At 67.0% G+C, this 16,100-nt stretch carries 12 protein-coding genes; 5 read left to right on the top strand and 7 right to left on the bottom strand.

All coding sequences use genetic code 11. From position 1 onward, the window contains the following. Positions 1–34: 34 nt before the first annotated feature. From AZ34_RS15770 to AZ34_RS15745, 6 genes are all read right to left on the bottom strand, one after another. Positions 35–253 carry a DUF3460 family protein gene (locus AZ34_RS15770; RefSeq protein ID WP_035609804.1) on the bottom strand — a complete coding sequence of 73 codons (219 nt, stop codon included), beginning with the start codon at positions 251–253 and terminating at the stop codon, positions 35–37. Positions 254–304: 51 nt separating this feature from the next. Beyond that, entirely contained in the window at positions 305–2,095 is a 1,791-nt protein-coding gene (locus tag AZ34_RS15765) for a SulP family inorganic anion transporter (RefSeq protein ID WP_035611964.1), read from the bottom strand. A 62-nt stretch (positions 2,096–2,157) separates the two neighbouring features. Next, positions 2,158–3,018 (bottom strand): YoaK family protein, encoded by an 861-nt coding sequence (locus tag AZ34_RS15760; RefSeq protein WP_051509944.1) that lies wholly within the window; start codon positions 3,016–3,018, stop codon positions 2,158–2,160. 276 nt (positions 3,019–3,294) lie between these two features. Continuing rightward, positions 3,295–5,394, bottom strand: coding sequence for a methionine--tRNA ligase (metG, locus tag AZ34_RS15755; RefSeq protein WP_035609801.1), 2,100 nt, complete (start codon positions 5,392–5,394; stop codon positions 3,295–3,297). Positions 5,395–5,532: 138 nt separating this feature from the next. Then, positions 5,533–7,107 (bottom strand): methyl-accepting chemotaxis protein, encoded by a 1,575-nt coding sequence (locus tag AZ34_RS17755; RefSeq protein ID WP_051509943.1) that lies wholly within the window; start codon positions 7,105–7,107, stop codon positions 5,533–5,535. Between the two features lie 118 nt (positions 7,108–7,225). Then, positions 7,226–8,497, bottom strand: coding sequence for a patatin-like phospholipase family protein (locus AZ34_RS15745; RefSeq protein WP_081767257.1), 1,272 nt, complete (start codon positions 8,495–8,497; stop codon positions 7,226–7,228). A gap of 130 nt (positions 8,498–8,627) precedes the next feature. Between AZ34_RS15745 and apbC the strand changes: the two genes are divergently transcribed. From apbC to AZ34_RS15725, 4 genes are all read left to right on the top strand, one after another. After that, positions 8,628–9,731, top strand: coding sequence for an iron-sulfur cluster carrier protein ApbC (apbC, locus tag AZ34_RS15740; protein WP_035609798.1), 1,104 nt, complete (start codon positions 8,628–8,630; stop codon positions 9,729–9,731). 108 nt (positions 9,732–9,839) lie between these two features. Further along, entirely contained in the window at positions 9,840–10,808 is a 969-nt protein-coding gene (locus AZ34_RS15735) for a LysR family transcriptional regulator (protein WP_035609795.1), read from the top strand. 164 nt (positions 10,809–10,972) lie between these two features. Next, the gene (locus AZ34_RS15730; RefSeq protein WP_035609793.1) at positions 10,973–13,513 is read left to right on the top strand and encodes an ABC transporter permease; all 2,541 of its coding nucleotides are present in this window, start codon (positions 10,973–10,975) and stop codon (positions 13,511–13,513) included. 61 nt (positions 13,514–13,574) lie between these two features. After that, positions 13,575–14,018: a group II truncated hemoglobin gene (locus tag AZ34_RS15725; RefSeq protein ID WP_035609790.1), complete on the top strand. Its 444-nt coding sequence runs from the start codon at positions 13,575–13,577 to the stop codon at positions 14,016–14,018. A 140-nt stretch (positions 14,019–14,158) separates the two neighbouring features. Here AZ34_RS15725 and AZ34_RS15720 read toward each other — a convergent pair whose 3' ends face one another. After that, positions 14,159–14,797: a YqiA/YcfP family alpha/beta fold hydrolase gene (locus tag AZ34_RS15720; protein ID WP_035609788.1), complete on the bottom strand. Its 639-nt coding sequence runs from the start codon at positions 14,795–14,797 to the stop codon at positions 14,159–14,161. Positions 14,798–14,890: 93 nt separating this feature from the next. Here AZ34_RS15720 and rodA point away from each other — a divergent pair, with 93 nt between their 5' ends. Next, positions 14,891–16,048, top strand: a complete 1,158-nt coding sequence (gene rodA, locus AZ34_RS15715) for a rod shape-determining protein RodA (protein WP_035609785.1) — start codon at positions 14,891–14,893, stop codon at positions 16,046–16,048. The last annotated feature ends 52 nt before the right edge of the window (positions 16,049–16,100 follow it).

Raw genomic sequence — 16,100 nt, 5'->3', positions numbered from 1 at the left:
CGCTCATGCGGGGTGGAGTCCGGTCACAGGCCGCTCAACGCGATTGCGGGCTGTCGCTGGTCTGGTAGACGTAGGGTTTTTGCGCCACGCGCGCGGCCTGGAAGTTTTCCCAGGCTTGGCGGTCGACCGCCTTGTCCCACAGCAGGGCGCGGCCCTGGCGCTGCTCTTCTTCCAGGCTGGGCTTCTCGGCCTTGAGCTTCTGGATGAACTGGGTGGCTTCGGACTTGTAGTCGGGGTAGCGGAACAGATGCATGGCGGGCACACCGGAAGGAGGAAAAGCGGGGATCGGGCATTTTACCGGGCCTCAGCCTGCACCCGCGAGAACCTGCGCCCGCCCCAGTCCGGTTGCCAGGTCGGGGCAGATGTTTGCCTCGGGGAGTTTGCCCAGCAGCCCGACGCGGCGGGCCATGTCCAGCGGTTGGTGGCTCAGGCCGCAGAGCACCAAGTGCACGCCGCGCTGGCCGCAGCCGCGCTGCAGGTCCAGCAAGGTGTCGGCACCGGAGCTGTCGATGTAGAGCAGGTTCTTCAGGTCCAGCACCAGCACCCGCGCTGGCTGGGCAGCCGCGTCTAACTCCCCGAGCTGACGTTCGATGTCCTCGATCAGCTTGACTGCGCCGAAGAACAGCGCGCCATAGAGTCGCCAGGCGCGCACGCCCGGCGTGGGCGTGGGCGCAGCCTCGGAACGCGTGAGGCTGGAAATCCGGTAGATGAAGGTCAGGCAGGCCGCGACCAGGCCCACTTCCACGGCCACCGTCAGGTCGACCACCACGGTGAGGGTGAAGACCGCCAGCAGCGTGACGCGGTAGGGCAGGCGGTATTGGCGCAGCTGGGTGAATTCGCGCCACTCACCCATGTTCCAGGCCACGTACATCAGGATGCCCGACAGCGCCGCCAGTGGGACGTGGTTGGCCAGGGGCGCGGCCACCAGGACCACGGCCAGCAGCGTCAGCGCGTGCACCATGCCCGCGATGGGGCTGACAGCGCCGCTCTTGACGTTGGTGACGGTGCGGGCGATGGTGCCGGTGGCGGGCATGCCGCCAAAGAAGGGCGTGACAACGTTGGCCACGCCCTGGGCCATCAGCTCCTGGTTGGGGTCGTGCCGGTCCTCGCGGATGGACCCACCTGCGCCCTCGCGCGCTCCGGTGCCTGCCTCTTCGGGCGGCCGGGCGGCGCACACGCCGTCCGCGATGCGTGCGCACAGCAAGGATTCGATGGCGCCCAGCAGGGCCAGCGTGAAGGCCGGCATCAGCAGGAAACGCACCGTGTCCCAGCTGAAGGCGGGCCAGACCAAGGACGGCAGCGTGGCCGGGATGCCGCCGAACTTGCTGCCGATGGTCTCGACCGGCAGGTTCAGCGCCCAGGTGGCGAGAGTCGCGAGCGCCAGCGCGACGATGGTGCCCGGCACGGCGGACAGGCGGCTGGCCGCGAACAGCACCCGGCTGCTCTGGACCCTGGCCTTGAGTGCCGCCAGCCCGTCGCTTTTCAAACCGGGCAGGCCACGTTGCCAGACGACCACCAGCGCCAGAGTGCCCAGCGCGATGCCCAGTGCCGCCGGATTGACCGTGTGCAAGGTCAGCCGCAGCGCATCGATCTGGGCGAAAAAATTGGCGGGAGGATGGTCCAGCGACAAGCCGAGGAAATCCTTCAGCTGCGAGAGCATGATCAGCACGGCAATGCCGTTGGTGAAGCCGATCACCACGGCGATGGGGATGAAACGCACCAGGGTGCCCAGCTTGAACAGGCCCATCAGGAAGAGCATCAGCCCCGACATGGCGGTGGCGATCAGGAGGTTGGCCAGGCCGTAGCGTTCCAGGATGCCGTAGACGATGACGATGAAGGCGCCCGCCGGGCCGCCGATCTGCACCCGGCTGCCACCCAGGGCGGAAATCAGGAAGCCCGCGATGATGGCCGTGAACAGGCCGGCCTCGGGTTTGAGGCCGCTGGCGATCGCGAAAGCCATCGCCAGGGGCAAGGCCACCACGCCCACCGTCAGGCCGGCGCCGATGTCCCGCCCCAGGTGCGCGCGGGTGTAACCCGGCAGCGTGTCCAGCAGCTTGGGGCGGAAGGGGGCCAGGGCCGCCAGCAATGAGGCCATCGCACCGTGATCGTTGGCGCCGTCGTGGGGCCTGGGGGGTTCCTGCGACATGGCGGTGCGGCCTACTTTCCTGGCTTGTGGGCTGGCAGGCCGTCGACGGGGCGCGGTGGGTCCGGGCGCAACAGCTCGGACGCCTGCCAATCCGTTTGCGCGGGGGGCGCCCAGCGGCCGTGTCGCAGGTCGTGCAGCAGTGGGCCGGACACCAGCAGCGTCAACATCGCGGCCAGGGGCAAAGTGGTGGCGTACCCCCAATGCTTGAAACCCAGTGCGCCGACCAGTCCGCCCAACAGGAAGGCCGCCACCAGAAGCAGGTGGATGCGCAGCTTGGTCCGGTTGACCCGCACCCGGCCCGGGATGGGTGAGCGGTTGGGATAGATCAGTTTGCCGAGTTCGATGCCGATGTCCGTCACCAGGCCCGTGACGTGGGTGGTCCGGATTTCCGCGTGCGAAATCTTGGTGATCACGGCGTTCTGCAGGCCCATCAGGTAGCACAGCAGCAACACGGTCAGCGGCGTGAACAGGCTGGCCTGCGCCCAGGGCCAAGCCTGCAGGGTCGCGCCGAAAAGGCCGAAGACCAGCAGCAGCGCGGCTTCCAGCAGCAGGGGGCGGGCGTAGGCACTGCGCAGGTGACGGCGGCGTGACCAGTTGACCATCAGGGAGGTGGTCATGGCCCCGCCCACGAAGGCCAGCAGGGCGGCCAGACTGGCCAGCATCAGCGTCACATGGCCGAGCACCAGGTGGTCCGCGATGGACGACACCAGGCCCGTGACATGCGAGGTGTATTGCCCGATGGCGAGGAAACCACCCGCGTTGGCCGCCCCGGCGATGAAGCACAGGCACAGCCCCAGGCGCAGGTTCACGCTGGGGGAGCGGTGGATGTCAGTCCACCAGAACGGCAGATGGGCGGGCCGGGGCTGGGGCATGCGGCGCTGCACCGTGGGCAAAAACACGGTGGCCTAGCGTGGCCACGAGTTTATGACAAGGGGAAACCCGCTTTCCACCGCACCCAGCGCGAGTGCGCGCGGAATTAACGTGCACTTTTTCACAGGCCTGGAAGACCCCCCCTTTGTGGGGATGGTCAGGGCGGCCCGGCTTGGTTACATTTACCCCAGCTGCTGTCACACGGCTATATCAGGTGAACGGGGCATACCAGTGATCCGGTATGCCCCGTTTTCTTCGTCTGCCGTTCAGCAGCAGATTCAGCGGACCCGCATGCCGGGCTGAGCACCGGGCCAGGGGTTCAGCACATGGATGCCGGGCTGGGCTTTTTCATCCGCATGGCTGGCGGCCAGCACCATGCCTTCGCTGACGCCGAACTTCATCTTGCGCGGCGCGAGGTTGGCCACCATCACCGTGAGCTTGCCGACCAGGTCTTCGGGCTTGTAGGCGCTGGCGATCCCCGAGAACACATTCCGAGTCCGACCCTCGCCCACGTCCAGCGTCAGGCGCAGCAGCTTGGTCGAGCCTTCCACTGCTTCGCAGTTCACGATCTTGGCGATGCGCAGGTCGATCTTGGCGAAGTCGTCGATGGTGATGGTGTCAGCGATGGCTTCGCCGCCCGGGAGCGTGGCGTTCGCATCCGCGCCTGTCGGGGTCGATTCGGTGGCGGCTTGGCTTTTTTCTTCAGTCATGGCAGGGCTACCCGCAGGCGGTTCAAACAAGGCGTCCAGCAGCTTGGGGTCCACGCGCTGCATGAGGTGCTGGTAGGGCTGGATGGCGGTGACGGACTGTTGTGTGTCCCATTGGCTCAGGTCAAGCCCGGTCAGTGCCTCCACCTGGCGGGCCAGGGCGGGCAGCACCGGCGCGAGGTAACGCGTGAGCGCGGCAAAGGCGTTGACCAGCACCGAGCAGACCTGGTGCAGGCGGGCGTCGTTGGCCGCGTCCTTGGCCAGCTCCCAGGGTTTGTGTTCATCGGTGTAGCCGTTCACGCGGTCGGCCAGCGCCATGATGTCGCGCAGGGCCTTGCCGTAGTCGCGGCCATCGTAGAACGCTGCCAGCGCGGGAGCGGCGGCATGGATGTCCTGCAGCAGCACCGTGCCCTGGGCGTCGAAGGTCTGCGTGAGCTGGCCGCCGAAGCGCTTGGACAGAAACCCTGCCGCGCGCGAGACGATGTTGACGTACTTGCCGATCAGGTCGCTGTTGACCCGCAGCATGAAGTCTTCGCGGTTGAAGTCGATGTCCTCGTTCTTGCCCGAGAGCTTGGCCGCGAGGTAATAACGCAGCCATTCGGGGTTCATGCCCAGCGACAGGTACTTGAGCGGGTCCAGGCCGGTGCCGCGGCTCTTGCTCATCTTCTCACCGTTGTTGACGGTCAGGAAGCCGTGCACATTGACCTGGTTGGGCGTCTTGCGGCCGCTAAAACGCAGCATGGCGGGCCAGAACAGGGTGTGGAAGTACACGATGTCCTTGCCGATGAAGTGCACCTGCTCGACCGCCGGGTCGGCGATGTAGCGCTCGTAGTCGACGCCGATCTTGCCCAGGTAGTTCTTGAGCGAGGCCAGGTAACCCACGGGTGCGTCCAGCCAGACGTAGAAGTACTTGCCCGGCGCGTCGGGAATCTCGATGCCGAAATAGGGCGCGTCGCGCGAGATGTCCCAGTCGCTCAAACCTTGATTGCCCTGCTCATCCTTGGCGAACCATTCCTTGATCTTGTTGGCGACCTCGGTCTGCAATTTACCGTCTTGCGTCCATTGCTCCAGGAACGCGACGCAGCGCGGGTCGGAGAGCTTGAAGAAAAAATGCTCGGAGCTCTTGAGCACCGGCGTCGCGCCCGACAGGGCAGAGTACGGGTTCTTCAGCTCGGTCGGCGCGTAGACCGCGCCGCAGACTTCGCAACTGTCGCCGTACTGGTCCTTGGCGCCGCATTTCGGGCATTCGCCCTTGATGAAGCGGTCCGGCAGGAACATGCTTTTCTGCGGGTCGTAGAACTGCTCGATGGTCTTGGTCGAGATCAGGCCCGCGGCCTTGAGGTCGCGGTAGATGGCTTGCGAGAGTTCGTGGTTCTCGGGGCTGTCGGTGCTGCTCCAATTGTCGAAGGCGATGTGAAAGCCATCGAGGTAGGGCTTGCGGCCGGCGGCGATGTCGGCCACGAAAGCCTGCGGCGTCTTGCCCGCCTTTTCGGCGGCGATCATGATGGGCGCGCCATGGGCGTCGTCCGCGCCGACGAAATGCACCTCATGCCCCCGCATGCGCTGGAACCGCACCCAGATGTCGGCCTGGATGTACTCCATGATGTGGCCGATGTGGAAGTTGCCGTTGGCGTAGGGCAGGGCGGTGGTGACAAAAAGCTTGCGGGGCATGACGGATTCCTAGAGGGAACCCGCGATTTTATCGGGCCGCACCCCGCGTCGCCCTTTCCCTGATCCGGCACGGGCCGCGCGCGGGCGATCCCCGGCCGCGCAACGCAGGGCCCCTGTGTCAGGCTGGGGTTTGGAAGATCAGGACGGCAGCGCCAGCCGCTCTTCGCGGCGCGCCAGCGCCGCCGGCGTGGGTGCGGCGGGTAGATGGGCATGCGGCGCGCTGGTCGCGAGGCGGAAGGCGCCGACGGCCTGCGACAGCACGCGGGCCTGCTGTTCCAGGGCCGCCGCAGCCGAGGCGGATTCCTCGACCAGGGCCGCGTTCTGCTGGGTGGTGGCGTCGATCTGCGCCATGGCGCGGTTGGACTGGCTGATGTCCTGGTGCTGTTGCCGACTGGCCTGGGCGATGCGGCCCATCAGCGCGCGCATCTCCTCCACCTTGGCCACCATTTGCTGCATCGCCGTGTTGGCCGAGTCCACCAAGGTTGCGCCGTGGTCGGCCTGGGTCACGCTGCCGGTGATGAGCTCGCGGATTTCCTTGGCCGCCGAGCCGCTGCGCCCCGCCAGCGCCCGCACCTCGCCGGCCACCACCGCGAAGCCTCGGCCCTGCTCGCCAGCTCGCGCGGCCTCGACGGCCGCGTTGAGCGCGAGCAGATTGGTCTGGAAGGCGATGCCCTCGATCACGTTGATGATTTCGAACATCTTCTTCGACGAGCGGTGGATGTCCTCCATGCTTGCCGTGACGGAGGCCATGGTCTCGCCGTTCTGCCGCACGATGTCCTTGGCGTTCTCGGTCAGGCCTTGGGCCTGGCCGGTGTGCGTGACCGTCTCCTCGATGATGCCGCCCAACTGCTCCAGCGCGGCGCGGGTTTCTTCCAGCGCGGCCGCCTGCTGCATGGTGCGCTCGGACAGGTGCTTGCCGCCGTCCACGATTTGGCCTGAGGCGGTATGGATCTCGGTGGCGCCCACCCGGATCTTGTCGATCATGCCGTGCAGGCCCTGCACCACCGAGGCCAGCACGCGGGTCAGTTCGCCCAGCTCGTCCTTGCGGTCGCTGCGGATGCGCACGGTCAGGTCGCCATCGGCGATGCGCCGGCCCGCGCGCAGGGCTTCATGCAGGGGGTGCACGATCTGGCGCGCGATCAGCAGGGCCAGCAGCAGGCCGGCCGCCAAGCTCACCAGAGTGGTCGCGCCCAGCAGCCCCTGGGCCATGACGTTGGAGCGCTCCAGGCGCGTTTCCTCCTCCGCGTAGTGGACGTTGATATCGTTCTGCAGGTCGAGCATGCGTGTGTTGAGCGCGCGCAAGCCGGCCGTGATCCGGGTTTCGTCTCCCAGGTTCAGGGTCTGCGCGTGCTCCGTCGCGTAGTCGCGCAGCCGTGCCCTCAGCGCGCTCACCCAGGCGCTGTCGGCTTCGGTCCAGCCTTCGCCGGCCGCGATCTCGGCCCCGATGTCTTGCAGCGCCTGCTCGATCTGCCGCACGGCCTCGGCGTGCGGGGTGAGGTGGGTGCGATCACGGTCAAGCGCGTAGGAAAAATTGGCGTCGCGGGCGGCGACGGTCTGGTCGTACATGCCGCCATAGACACTGAGGCGACGCATGGATTCCTTGGACGCGGCCAGGCCGAAAAAGCCCGAGGCGGCGATGAGCACGCTCAGACCCAGCAGCAGACCGAAGCCCAGGAGCAGTTTGACGGTGACGGACAGGTTTTTGAGTGACATGTTTCGGGCGGTTGGCGAGGGCGGAAAAGTGGGGAAGGGCAAATGAGCGGTGAGGGTGGGTGGTGAGCCGTGCCGTCCTGCGGCGGTGCGGCATCCGTCGGGGCGGTTGAAAGCCGTCTCAAGTCCAGCCAAAGAATTTGCGGATGGCGTCTTCCTGCCGCAGCGCGTCCTTGTGGCCCAGGGCCATCAGTTCGCGTGTGAATGCGGCTTCAAACAGCAGATAGCTCGTCAGCGCGCCGCTGTTGGCACTGACCTTGCCGAGGTTCGCCCCATTGGGGTTCGCCCCCAGCGCGCCCAGCAGCGCGCGCACCATGTGCGGCAAATCCTGAGTGTGCTCGGCGGCGATCTGGTCGATGCGTTCGGAAGGCGAAATCACCAGCAGTTCGACCGGTCGCAGGCTGCTGGCCTTGCGCGCTTCGCTGGGAATGAGGCTCAGGGTCTGGTTGATGCGCAGGATGCGCTCGATGTCCACCGCCAGCGAGTCCAGGAAGATGCTGGACATGGCGTGGCCCGCGATCTGCGCTAGTGAGGGGTAACTCAAGGCCGGTGACGAAATCATCGTGTCGGCGGGTTCGCTCATGCGACCCGCGCCAATGACGAGAATGCGCTCCGAGCCCAGGTGGATGGCCGGGGCGATCGGCGCCGTCTGCCGCATGGAGCCGTCACCAAAGTATTCGATGTTGTCGTGGATGGGCAGTGGCTGGGCCGGAAAAATGAAGGGGATGGCCGAGGACGCCAGCAGGTGCTCGCGGGTGATGGGAGCGCGCACGGCCAGACGCTGGGATCGCATCCAGGGCTGAAGATGCTCCGCGCCTTCGAAAAACGTGACGTGGTTGCCCGAGCTGTAGCTGGAGGCGGTGACGGCCAGGGCCTGCAGGTGGCCGCTTGCGATCAGCCCCGGCAGGCGTTCCAAGGGAATCATGCGGTTGAGCAGTTCCGCCAGTGGGCTGTTGTCCAGCAAGGAGCGCGGCTTGATGCGCCGCCAGCGCGCCACCATCCAGCCCATGGAGATCAGACTCATCCAGCGCGCCCCGGTGCGCAGCACGCTCAGGGTGTCCGCACCGTAGACCTGCCCGGCCTCGAAGTGCGACCACACCCGCGAAAGTCGGGTGACGGCCAGGCGAAAGTCGTCGGCGCTGCAGGCCAGGGCGGCGGCGTTGATGGCCCCGGCCGAGGTGCCGGTGATGATGGAAAAAGGGCTGGGCTGGGGCGCGTTTTGTGGCGATCCGGGCGGTGGGGGCTGGTGCTTGCGACGCAACTCGACGATGGCCTGCAGCACGCCGACCTGGTAGGCGGCGCGGGCGCCACCACCGGTCAGTAGCAGGCCCACCGAGGGCGGGTTGCTGGGGGAGGGAGCGTTGTTCTTGTCGGGGCTATGCACTTCAGCCATGGAGCCGCATTATGCGAGGCCGGGAAAACGATGGGAACAGGATTTGCGGGGCCGAAGCGCGCCGTCGGGACTGGCCCTAGACTACAGCCCTTTCCGAGACACCCGCCGCAAGGCGCAACCAAGCAAGAACATGGCAGTGACAGAACAGGCCGTCCAGCAGGCCTTGCAACAAGTGGTCGACCCCAACACGGGCAAGGATTTCGTGTCGGGCAAGCAAGTCAGGAACCTCGCCATCAGCGCGGGTGCACAGGGCAATGATGTCTCCTTCGATATCGAACTCGCCTATCCGGCCAAAAGCCAGCACCCGGCCCTGCGTGCCGCGCTGATCGCCGCGGTGCGCCGCGTCGAGGGTGTGAGCAACGTCTCCGTCAACATCCAGACCAAGGTCGTGGCGCATGCGGTGCAGCGCGGCGTGCAATTGCTGCCGGGCGTGCGCAACATCGTCGCCGTGGCCTCGGGCAAGGGCGGCGTGGGCAAAAGCACCACGGCGGCCAACCTGGCGCTGGCCCTGGCGGCCGAAGGTGCCCGTGTCGGCCTGCTCGACGCGGACATCTACGGCCCCAGCCAGACCATGATGATGGGTGTCTCGGGCCGGCCCGAGAGCACGGACGGCAAGACCATGAACCCCATGCAGAACCATGGCGTGCAGGTGATGTCCATCGGCCTGTTGGTCGACCCGGACCAGGCCATGGTCTGGCGCGGCCCCATGGCCACCCAGGCGCTGGAGCAGATGCTGCGCCAGACCAACTGGAACGACCTGGACTACCTCATCGTCGACATGCCACCCGGCACCGGCGACATCCAGCTCACGCTGTCGCAGCGCGTGCCGGTGACGGGCGCGGTCATCGTCACCACGCCGCAGGACATCGCGCTGCTGGACGCGAAGAAGGGCGTGGCGATGTTCGAGAAGGTGGGCGTGCCCATCCTGGGCCTGGTCGAGAACATGGCCGTGCACATCTGCAGCAACTGTGGCCACATCGAGCACATCTTCGGCGTGGACGGCGGCAAGCGCATGGCGGCCGAGCAGGGCATGGCCTATCTGGGCGCGCTGCCCCTGAGCATGCAGATCCGCATCCAGGCCGACAGCGGCAAGCCCACCGTGGTGGCCGATCCCGACAGCGAGGTCGCGGGCATCTACAGGAATGTGGCCCGCCAGGTGGCGCTGGCCATCGCGGCGCGCAACAAGGACTACTCGGCCAAGTTCCCCGGCATCACGATTTCCAAGGACACCTGAGCCGGACCGGGCCACCCACCAGATCTTCCTTGTCCACCTGCCCGCCACCGGACTGCCCGGTGGCTGCCGCCCGTAGCCCCGCCTGAAACCGGACACCCCGCCACCGCCATGAATCTCCTGGTTTCCATGCGCTACCTGGTCGCGCTCGACGAGCACAAGCACTTCGCGCGCGCCGCCCAGGCATGTTTCGTGACCCAGCCCGCCTTGTCCAACGCCTTGCGTGCTCTGGAGGAGGAGTTCGGCAGTCCCATCGTGCGCCGAGGCCGCACCTTCGTCGGGTTCACGCCCGAGGGCGAGCGCCTGCTGGAGAGCGCCCGCCGCATGCTGCGCGAGGAACAGCTGCTCAAGCAGGATCTGAAAAGCGTGGGCGGGCGCATCCAGGGCCGGCTGGGCATTGGTGTCGTGCCCTCGGCCGAACCCATCGCGGCGCGTTTCGCGGCCATGCTGCAGGCCCGCCACCTGGGCATCACCCCGGTGGTGCGGTCCATGAGCTCGCAGGACATCGAATCCGGCCTGGAAGACCTGACCCTGGACATGGGCCTGGGTTTCATCGAGCGGGTGCGTCCGGGGGCGCTGCAGACCTTGCCGCAGTATGTCGAGCATTACTTCCTTGTGCGCCGACTCGATGCCAGCGCTGAGTTGTCCGCCGCCGAGGCCGGCCTGCGTTTCGGCCCGCCCATGGATTGGCGCGAGGCCGCCGCCTTGCCGTTGTGCCTGATGAGCCCGGAGATGTACAACCGCCATATTCTGGACGACGCCTTCGCCCAGGCCGGCGTGCGGGTGCGGCCGGTGATGGAGACCAATTCGGTGCTCAGCCTGGCCCTGGCCGCCGTCGGCGGCTCGGTCAGCAGCATCATGCCCGGTGCCCTGGTGGGCGCGGTGCGTACCTACCGCGAGCTGGAAGCCCGGCCCCTGGGCAAACCCACCATGCAGACGCCGATCGGTTTCATGGTGCAGAACCCGGCGCGCAACACCCAGGACCGGCGCTCGCGTCCGCTGGAGGCCGCCTTGGCCCTGGCCCAGGATCCCGAGTGGCTCCACCATGCGGCGGCCCACAGCGGTGCTTTGCAGGTCTGAGCAGCCGGGTCGCGACTTGTTGTGCCGGGCGTCTGGCCGTTCCGGCCCGCCCTGTCCCGGTGCGGCTGACGTGGGGCTGAATGCAAGGGCTTGGGCTTAGGGAGGGGCTCGAATTTCACCCCTGTCCGCCGTGGGCCCAGGCAAATCGGCTAAGGTAGCCGCCCATGAATATTTCCTTCCTCCGTTTGGGTTTCACCAACCTGCGGCGTGACTGGCGCGCCGGGCAACTGCGCCTGCTGCTCTTGGCCGTCACGCTGGCGGTGGCCACGCTGACGGCCGTGAGCTTCTTCGCTGATCGTCTCAACCGCGGCATGCAGCGCGACGCGCTGCAATTGCTGGGGGGCGACGCCGTGGTCGTCAGCGACCAGCCCACGCCTGCGGCCTTGCAGGCACTGGCGCAGCAGCAGGGGCTGCAAGCGTCCGCGTCCCTGGGCTTCCCCACCATGGCGCGGACCTCGGACGCCGAAGGCGGCAGCACCCGATTGGTCGCGCTGAAGGCCGTCGAGGCGGGGTACCCCTTGCGGGGCCGCCTCACGGCCAGTGCGCGCGAGGGCGAGGCCGCTTTGGCCACGACCGACATTCCCGCGCCCGGCGAGGTTTGGGTGGACCCCGGTCTGCTGGACGCCCTGGGCACCCATCTGGGCTCGGACCTGCTGTTGGGTGAGGCCCGCTTGCGCATCACCCGCGTCATCGGCGTGGAGCCGGATCGAGGTGGCGGTTTCATCAACTTCGCGCCGCGTGTGCTGATGAACCGAGCCGACCTGGCCGCGACCGATCTGGTGCAGCCGGCCAGCCGGGTGAGCTACCGGTATGCCGTCGCCGCCAAGGACGGCGCTGTGGGCGAGGCCGAGGTACGGCGTTTCATCACGCAGGCCAAGGCCTGGATCGAGCGCGAGCAGGCGCGCGGCACCCGGGTCGAAGCCCTGGATGGCGGCCGGCCCGAGTTGTCGAACACGCTGGAGCGGGCCGAGAAGTTCCTGCAGTTGGTGGCCCTGCTCGCGGCCTTGCTGTCGGCCGTGGCCGTGGGGCTGGCGGCGCGCGCCTTCGCCAATGCCCATCTCGATAGCTGCGCCATGCTGCGTGTGCTGGGCCTGTCCCAGGCGACCATCGCACGCGCCCATGCGCTGGAGTTCCTGCTGATCGGTTTGGGCGGCGGTCTGCTGGGCGCAGCCCTGGGCTGGGCCGCGCACCATGTCTTCGTGCTCTTGCTGGCCGGCCTGGTGGATGCCGCCTTGCCCGCGCCGGGCCTGTGGCCGGTGGGTTTTGGCCTGGGGGTGGGCTTGACCTTGATGGCTGCCTTCGGCCTGCCGCCCGTGCTGCAACTGGCGCGGGTGCCCGCGCTGCGCGTGATCCGGCGCGACGTGGGCGAACCTCGCCCCCTCTCCCTGGGCGTGCTCGGCCTGGGGCTCACGGGTTTTGCCGCCTTGCTGCTGGCAGCCAGCCGGGACTGGATGCTGGGGCTGATCACCGTGGGCGGTTTTGCCCTGGCTGTGGGCCTGTTCGCCTGCGCGGCCTGGGGTGCGGTGTTGCTGCTGCGCCGGGTGGTGCGGGAAGAACGGGCGCCGCGCTGGCTGATCCTGGCCACGCGCCAGCTTTCAGCCCGACCGGTTTATGCCGTGTTGCAGGTCAGCAGTCTCGCGGTCGGCCTGTTGGCCTTGTTGCTGCTGGCCCTGCTGCGCACTGACCTGATCGACAGCTGGCGCAAGGCCACGCCGGTCAACGCGCCCAACCGTTTTGTCATCAACATCCAGCCCGATCAGGCCCAGAGCTTCCAGGCCGCTTTGGCGCGCGCGGGCGTGGCGGCGGACCACGACTGGTACCCCATGATCCGCGGTCGTCTGGTGGCCGTGAACGACCGGCCGGTGCAGGCCGAGGATTATGAGGACGACCGCGCGCAGCGCCTGGTGGAGCGTGAATTCAACCTGTCCTACAGCGCGCAGCCGCCCGCGCACAACCCCATCGTCGCCGGTCGCTGGACGAACGAAGACCCGAACGGTATCAGCATGGAAGATGGCATCGCCGAGACCCTGGGCCTCAAGCTCGGCGACCGCCTGCGTTTCGACATCGCGGGCTTGCAGCACGAGACCACGATCACTTCGCTGCGCGAGGTGGACTGGGGCTCCATGCGCGCCAATTTCTTCGCGCTGTATCCGGTCAGCAACATGCCTGACCTGCCGGTGACCTACCTGGCGGCCTTCCGCGCGCCCGAAGGCAACGGCCGTTTCGACAGCCAGCTGGTGCGCGAGTTTCCCAACGTCACTGTCGTGGACTTGAGCATGACGCTGGCTCAGGTGCAGCAGGTGCTGGCGCAGGTCAGCCGGGCCGTGGAATTTCTCTTCGGTTTCACGCTCGCGGCGGGGCTGATCGTGCTCTATGCCGCCGTGGCCTCGACGCGGGAGGAGCGCGCGCGGGAATACGCGGTGATGCGCGCCGTCGGCGCCGGTGGCGCCTTGTTGCGCCAGATGCAGCGCGCCGAACTGCTGGGCTTGGGCTTGCTGGCGGGCGTGCTGGCGGCCATCGTGTCTGGCGCGGTGGGCTGGGCCTTGGCGCATTTCGTCTTCAATTTCGAGTGGGGCGGTAGCCTCTGGTTGTTGCCGGTCGGCGGCCTGAGTGGCGCGGCTCTGGCCCTGGGGGCCGGCTGGTGGGGTTTGCGCTCGGTGCTGCGTGCGCCGGTGGTGGACACCCTGCGCAAGGCGGCGGCATGAGCGGCGAGCCGAGGCGCCTCCCGCAGGCGCGTACCGGGGTGGGTGTCACGGAGGTCTTGGCATGAGTGGCGTGGTCAAGCTCAACCAGATCGAGGAACCGCCGCCGAAGAACGAGGCCGGCGAGTTCCTGACGCCTTTCGAGTGGTTGGGCGGGGAGCACCGTGTTCAGGCCCTGGTCACCCGCTTCTATGACCTGATGGATCTGGAACCGGGTTACGCCGCCTTGCGTGCCGCGCATGGCCCCAGCCTGGACAACGCGCGGCAGCGGCTGTTCTGGTTTCTCTGCGGCTGGCTCGGCGGTCCGCAGCATTACGTTGAACGCTTTGGCCATCCGCGTTTGCGCGCGCGGCATTTGCCCTTCAAGATCGGCCTGGCCGAGCGCGACCAATGGGTGGCCTGCATGGCCCAGGCCATGGAAGAGGTCGATGTGCCGCAGGCGCTGCGGGCGCGGCTGAAGAAGTCCTTCTTCGAGACGGCGGACTGGATGCGTAACACGCCGGGGTGAGGTTTCCCTTGCATCGAGGCGCTTCCCGGGCGCGGGGCCTGGTGACCCGCCTCATGTGATTTGCGAAGCAAATCTCATGAAGCGGACGGCCTACGCCTGGCTCTCGAGCGAGGTCCGGTTCGGGGGCGTGCACTTGTCCATCACCGGATGGCCAGGTTCAAGAAATCCAGCACCTCATTCAGATAGTCCGGAAAGTCGCTGATCGCATGGTCGCTGCCTTCCAACAGGCGGCCATGTTGCAGGCGCCCGTAAGGGTTGGCGTAATGCCCCAGCATTTCCTGCCAGTCCAGCACCTCGTCGCCCTTGGCGATCAGGGCGTAATAGCGTTCGGGCCGGGTGATGGCCGGTACAGCCAGCGCCCGCAGTTCCTCTACGTACTCGGCCTTGAAGACGAAGGTCTCGTTCGGGTTGTGCCAGCTCCTGTGTTCGCCCACCTGCGTGGCCAGGTCACGCGCCGCGTGCACGGCGGGGTTGAGCACCACGGCGCGGCAACCAGTCTGCTCGGCGATCCAGGTCGCGTAATAACCACCCAGGGAGGAGCCGATCACGGCCATGCCGGCTGCGGAGGGGCCGTGCGCCTGCCGACGCGGCCAGTTAGCGATGTCCCGCATCACCTCGTCCATGGCCTGGCGCGGCGAGGGCGGCAGCTGCGGGCAGTGGAAGACGATGTGTGGCCAATTTCGCGCCATCTGCTCGCCCACCAACCTGGCCTTGGTCGACTGCGGCGTGGAGCGAAAACCGTGCAGGTAGAGCACATGGGTGGTGGGTGTGGTCGGCATGGCTGTGTTCCAGACGGCGGGTGTAGGGGCGGGATTGAGCCTGGGCAAGGCGGCGGCGGGGCAAGCGCTTGTTGGAAGGATAATCCGCCCACTATGCCCTTGGTCGTCGTCGAAAAACCCTCGCTCCTGCAGCGCATCCTTTTTCTCTTCAAAGGCTTTGACGGGCCACTGGCCATCGCCGTGCTGGTGTTGGCTTTCATCGGCCTTTTGACCATGTACTCGTCGGGCTACGACCATGGCACCCGTTTTGTGGACCATGGCCGCAACATGCTGCTGGCCGCCGGCATCATGTTCGTGGTGGCGCAGGTGCCACCGCATCGACTCATGACCATGGCGGTGCCGCTGTACGCCGTGGGCGTGCTGCTGCTGATCGCGGTGGAGTTGTTCGGCATCACCCGCAAGGGGGCGACGCGCTGGATTAACCTGGGCATCGTCATCCAGCCCAGCGAAATCCTCAAGATCGCGCTCCCGCTGATGCTGGCCTGGTGGTTCCAGAAACGCGAAGGCCAACTGCGGCCGATGGATTTCGCGGTGGCCGGCGCCTTGCTGGTGGTGCCGGTTGGACTCATCATGAAGCAGCCGGACCTGGGCACCTCCCTGCTGGTGTTCGCCGCCGGTTTCTCGGTCATCTATTTCGCCGGACTGAACTGGCGTTTCATCGTGCCGCCGGTGGCCTTGGGGTTGTTCGTCGTGCTGGTGCTGGTGGTTTTCCAGAAGCCCTTGTGCGCCGATGGCGTGAACTGGCCTATCTTGCACGACTACCAGCAGCAGCGGGTCTGCACCTTGCTCGACCCTTGGCGCGATCCGTTGGGTCGGGGCTTTCACATCATCCAGGGCATGATCGCCATCGGTTCGGGGGGCTTCTTCGGACAAGGTTACATGCAGGGCACGCAGACCCACCTGGAGTTCATTCCCGAGCGCACCACGGACTTCATCTTCGCCGCCTACGCCGAGGAATTCGGCCTGCTCGGTAGCCTGGTGCTGTTGGCCGCGTTCCTGTTCCTCGTGCTGCGTTGCCTGGCCATCGCGCTGGAGGCGCCGACCCTGTTCGCGCGGCTGCTGGCGGGCGCCATCACCATGATCTTCTTCACCTACGCCTTCGTGAACCTGGGCATGGTCAGCGGTATCCTGCCCGTGGTCGGCGTGCCCCTGCCCTTCATCAGCTATGGCGGCACGGCCATGGTGACCCTGGGCCTGGCGCTGGGAATGATGATGTCGATCGCCAAGACCAAACGGCTGGTGCAGAGCTGAGCCCAAGGGCATTCCCGCACCGCCTGTACAGACGCGGCGCGGCCTCTAAAAT

It is taken from the genome of Hylemonella gracilis str. Niagara R (assembly GCF_000600295.1).
Taxonomy (GTDB): Bacteria; Pseudomonadota; Gammaproteobacteria; order Burkholderiales; family Burkholderiaceae_C; genus Hylemonella; species Hylemonella gracilis_A.
The sequence above is the reverse complement of the archived record's forward strand: the minus strand, read 5'-3'. Positions and strand labels throughout refer to the sequence as shown.

What these genes read in the sequence shown, in the direction of transcription:
- rodA (WP_035609785.1), top strand. Translation starts at nt 14,891, where the DNA reads ATGCCCTTGGTCGTCGTCGAAAAACCCTCGCTCCTGCAGCGCATCCTT.
- AZ34_RS15770 (WP_035609804.1), bottom strand. Translation starts at nt 253, where the DNA reads ATGCATCTGTTCCGCTACCCCGACTACAAGTCCGAAGCCACCCAGTTC.
- AZ34_RS15735 (WP_035609795.1), top strand. Translation starts at nt 9,840, where the DNA reads ATGAATCTCCTGGTTTCCATGCGCTACCTGGTCGCGCTCGACGAGCAC.
- AZ34_RS15765 (WP_035611964.1), bottom strand. Translation starts at nt 2,095, where the DNA reads ATGGCCTCATTGCTGGCGGCCCTGGCCCCCTTCCGCCCCAAGCTGCTG.
- AZ34_RS15730 (WP_035609793.1), top strand. Translation starts at nt 10,973, where the DNA reads ATGAATATTTCCTTCCTCCGTTTGGGTTTCACCAACCTGCGGCGTGAC.
- AZ34_RS15745 (WP_081767257.1), bottom strand. Translation starts at nt 8,497, where the DNA reads ATGGCTGAAGTGCATAGCCCCGACAAGAACAACGCTCCCTCCCCCAGC.
- AZ34_RS15725 (WP_035609790.1), top strand. Translation starts at nt 13,575, where the DNA reads ATGAGTGGCGTGGTCAAGCTCAACCAGATCGAGGAACCGCCGCCGAAG.
- metG (WP_035609801.1), bottom strand. Translation starts at nt 5,394, where the DNA reads ATGCCCCGCAAGCTTTTTGTCACCACCGCCCTGCCCTACGCCAACGGC.
- AZ34_RS15720 (WP_035609788.1), bottom strand. Translation starts at nt 14,797, where the DNA reads ATGCCGACCACACCCACCACCCATGTGCTCTACCTGCACGGTTTTCGC.
- apbC (WP_035609798.1), top strand. Translation starts at nt 8,628, where the DNA reads ATGGCAGTGACAGAACAGGCCGTCCAGCAGGCCTTGCAACAAGTGGTC.
- AZ34_RS15760 (WP_051509944.1), bottom strand. Translation starts at nt 3,018, where the DNA reads ATGCCCCAGCCCCGGCCCGCCCATCTGCCGTTCTGGTGGACTGACATC.
- AZ34_RS17755 (WP_051509943.1), bottom strand. Translation starts at nt 7,107, where the DNA reads ATGTCACTCAAAAACCTGTCCGTCACCGTCAAACTGCTCCTGGGCTTC.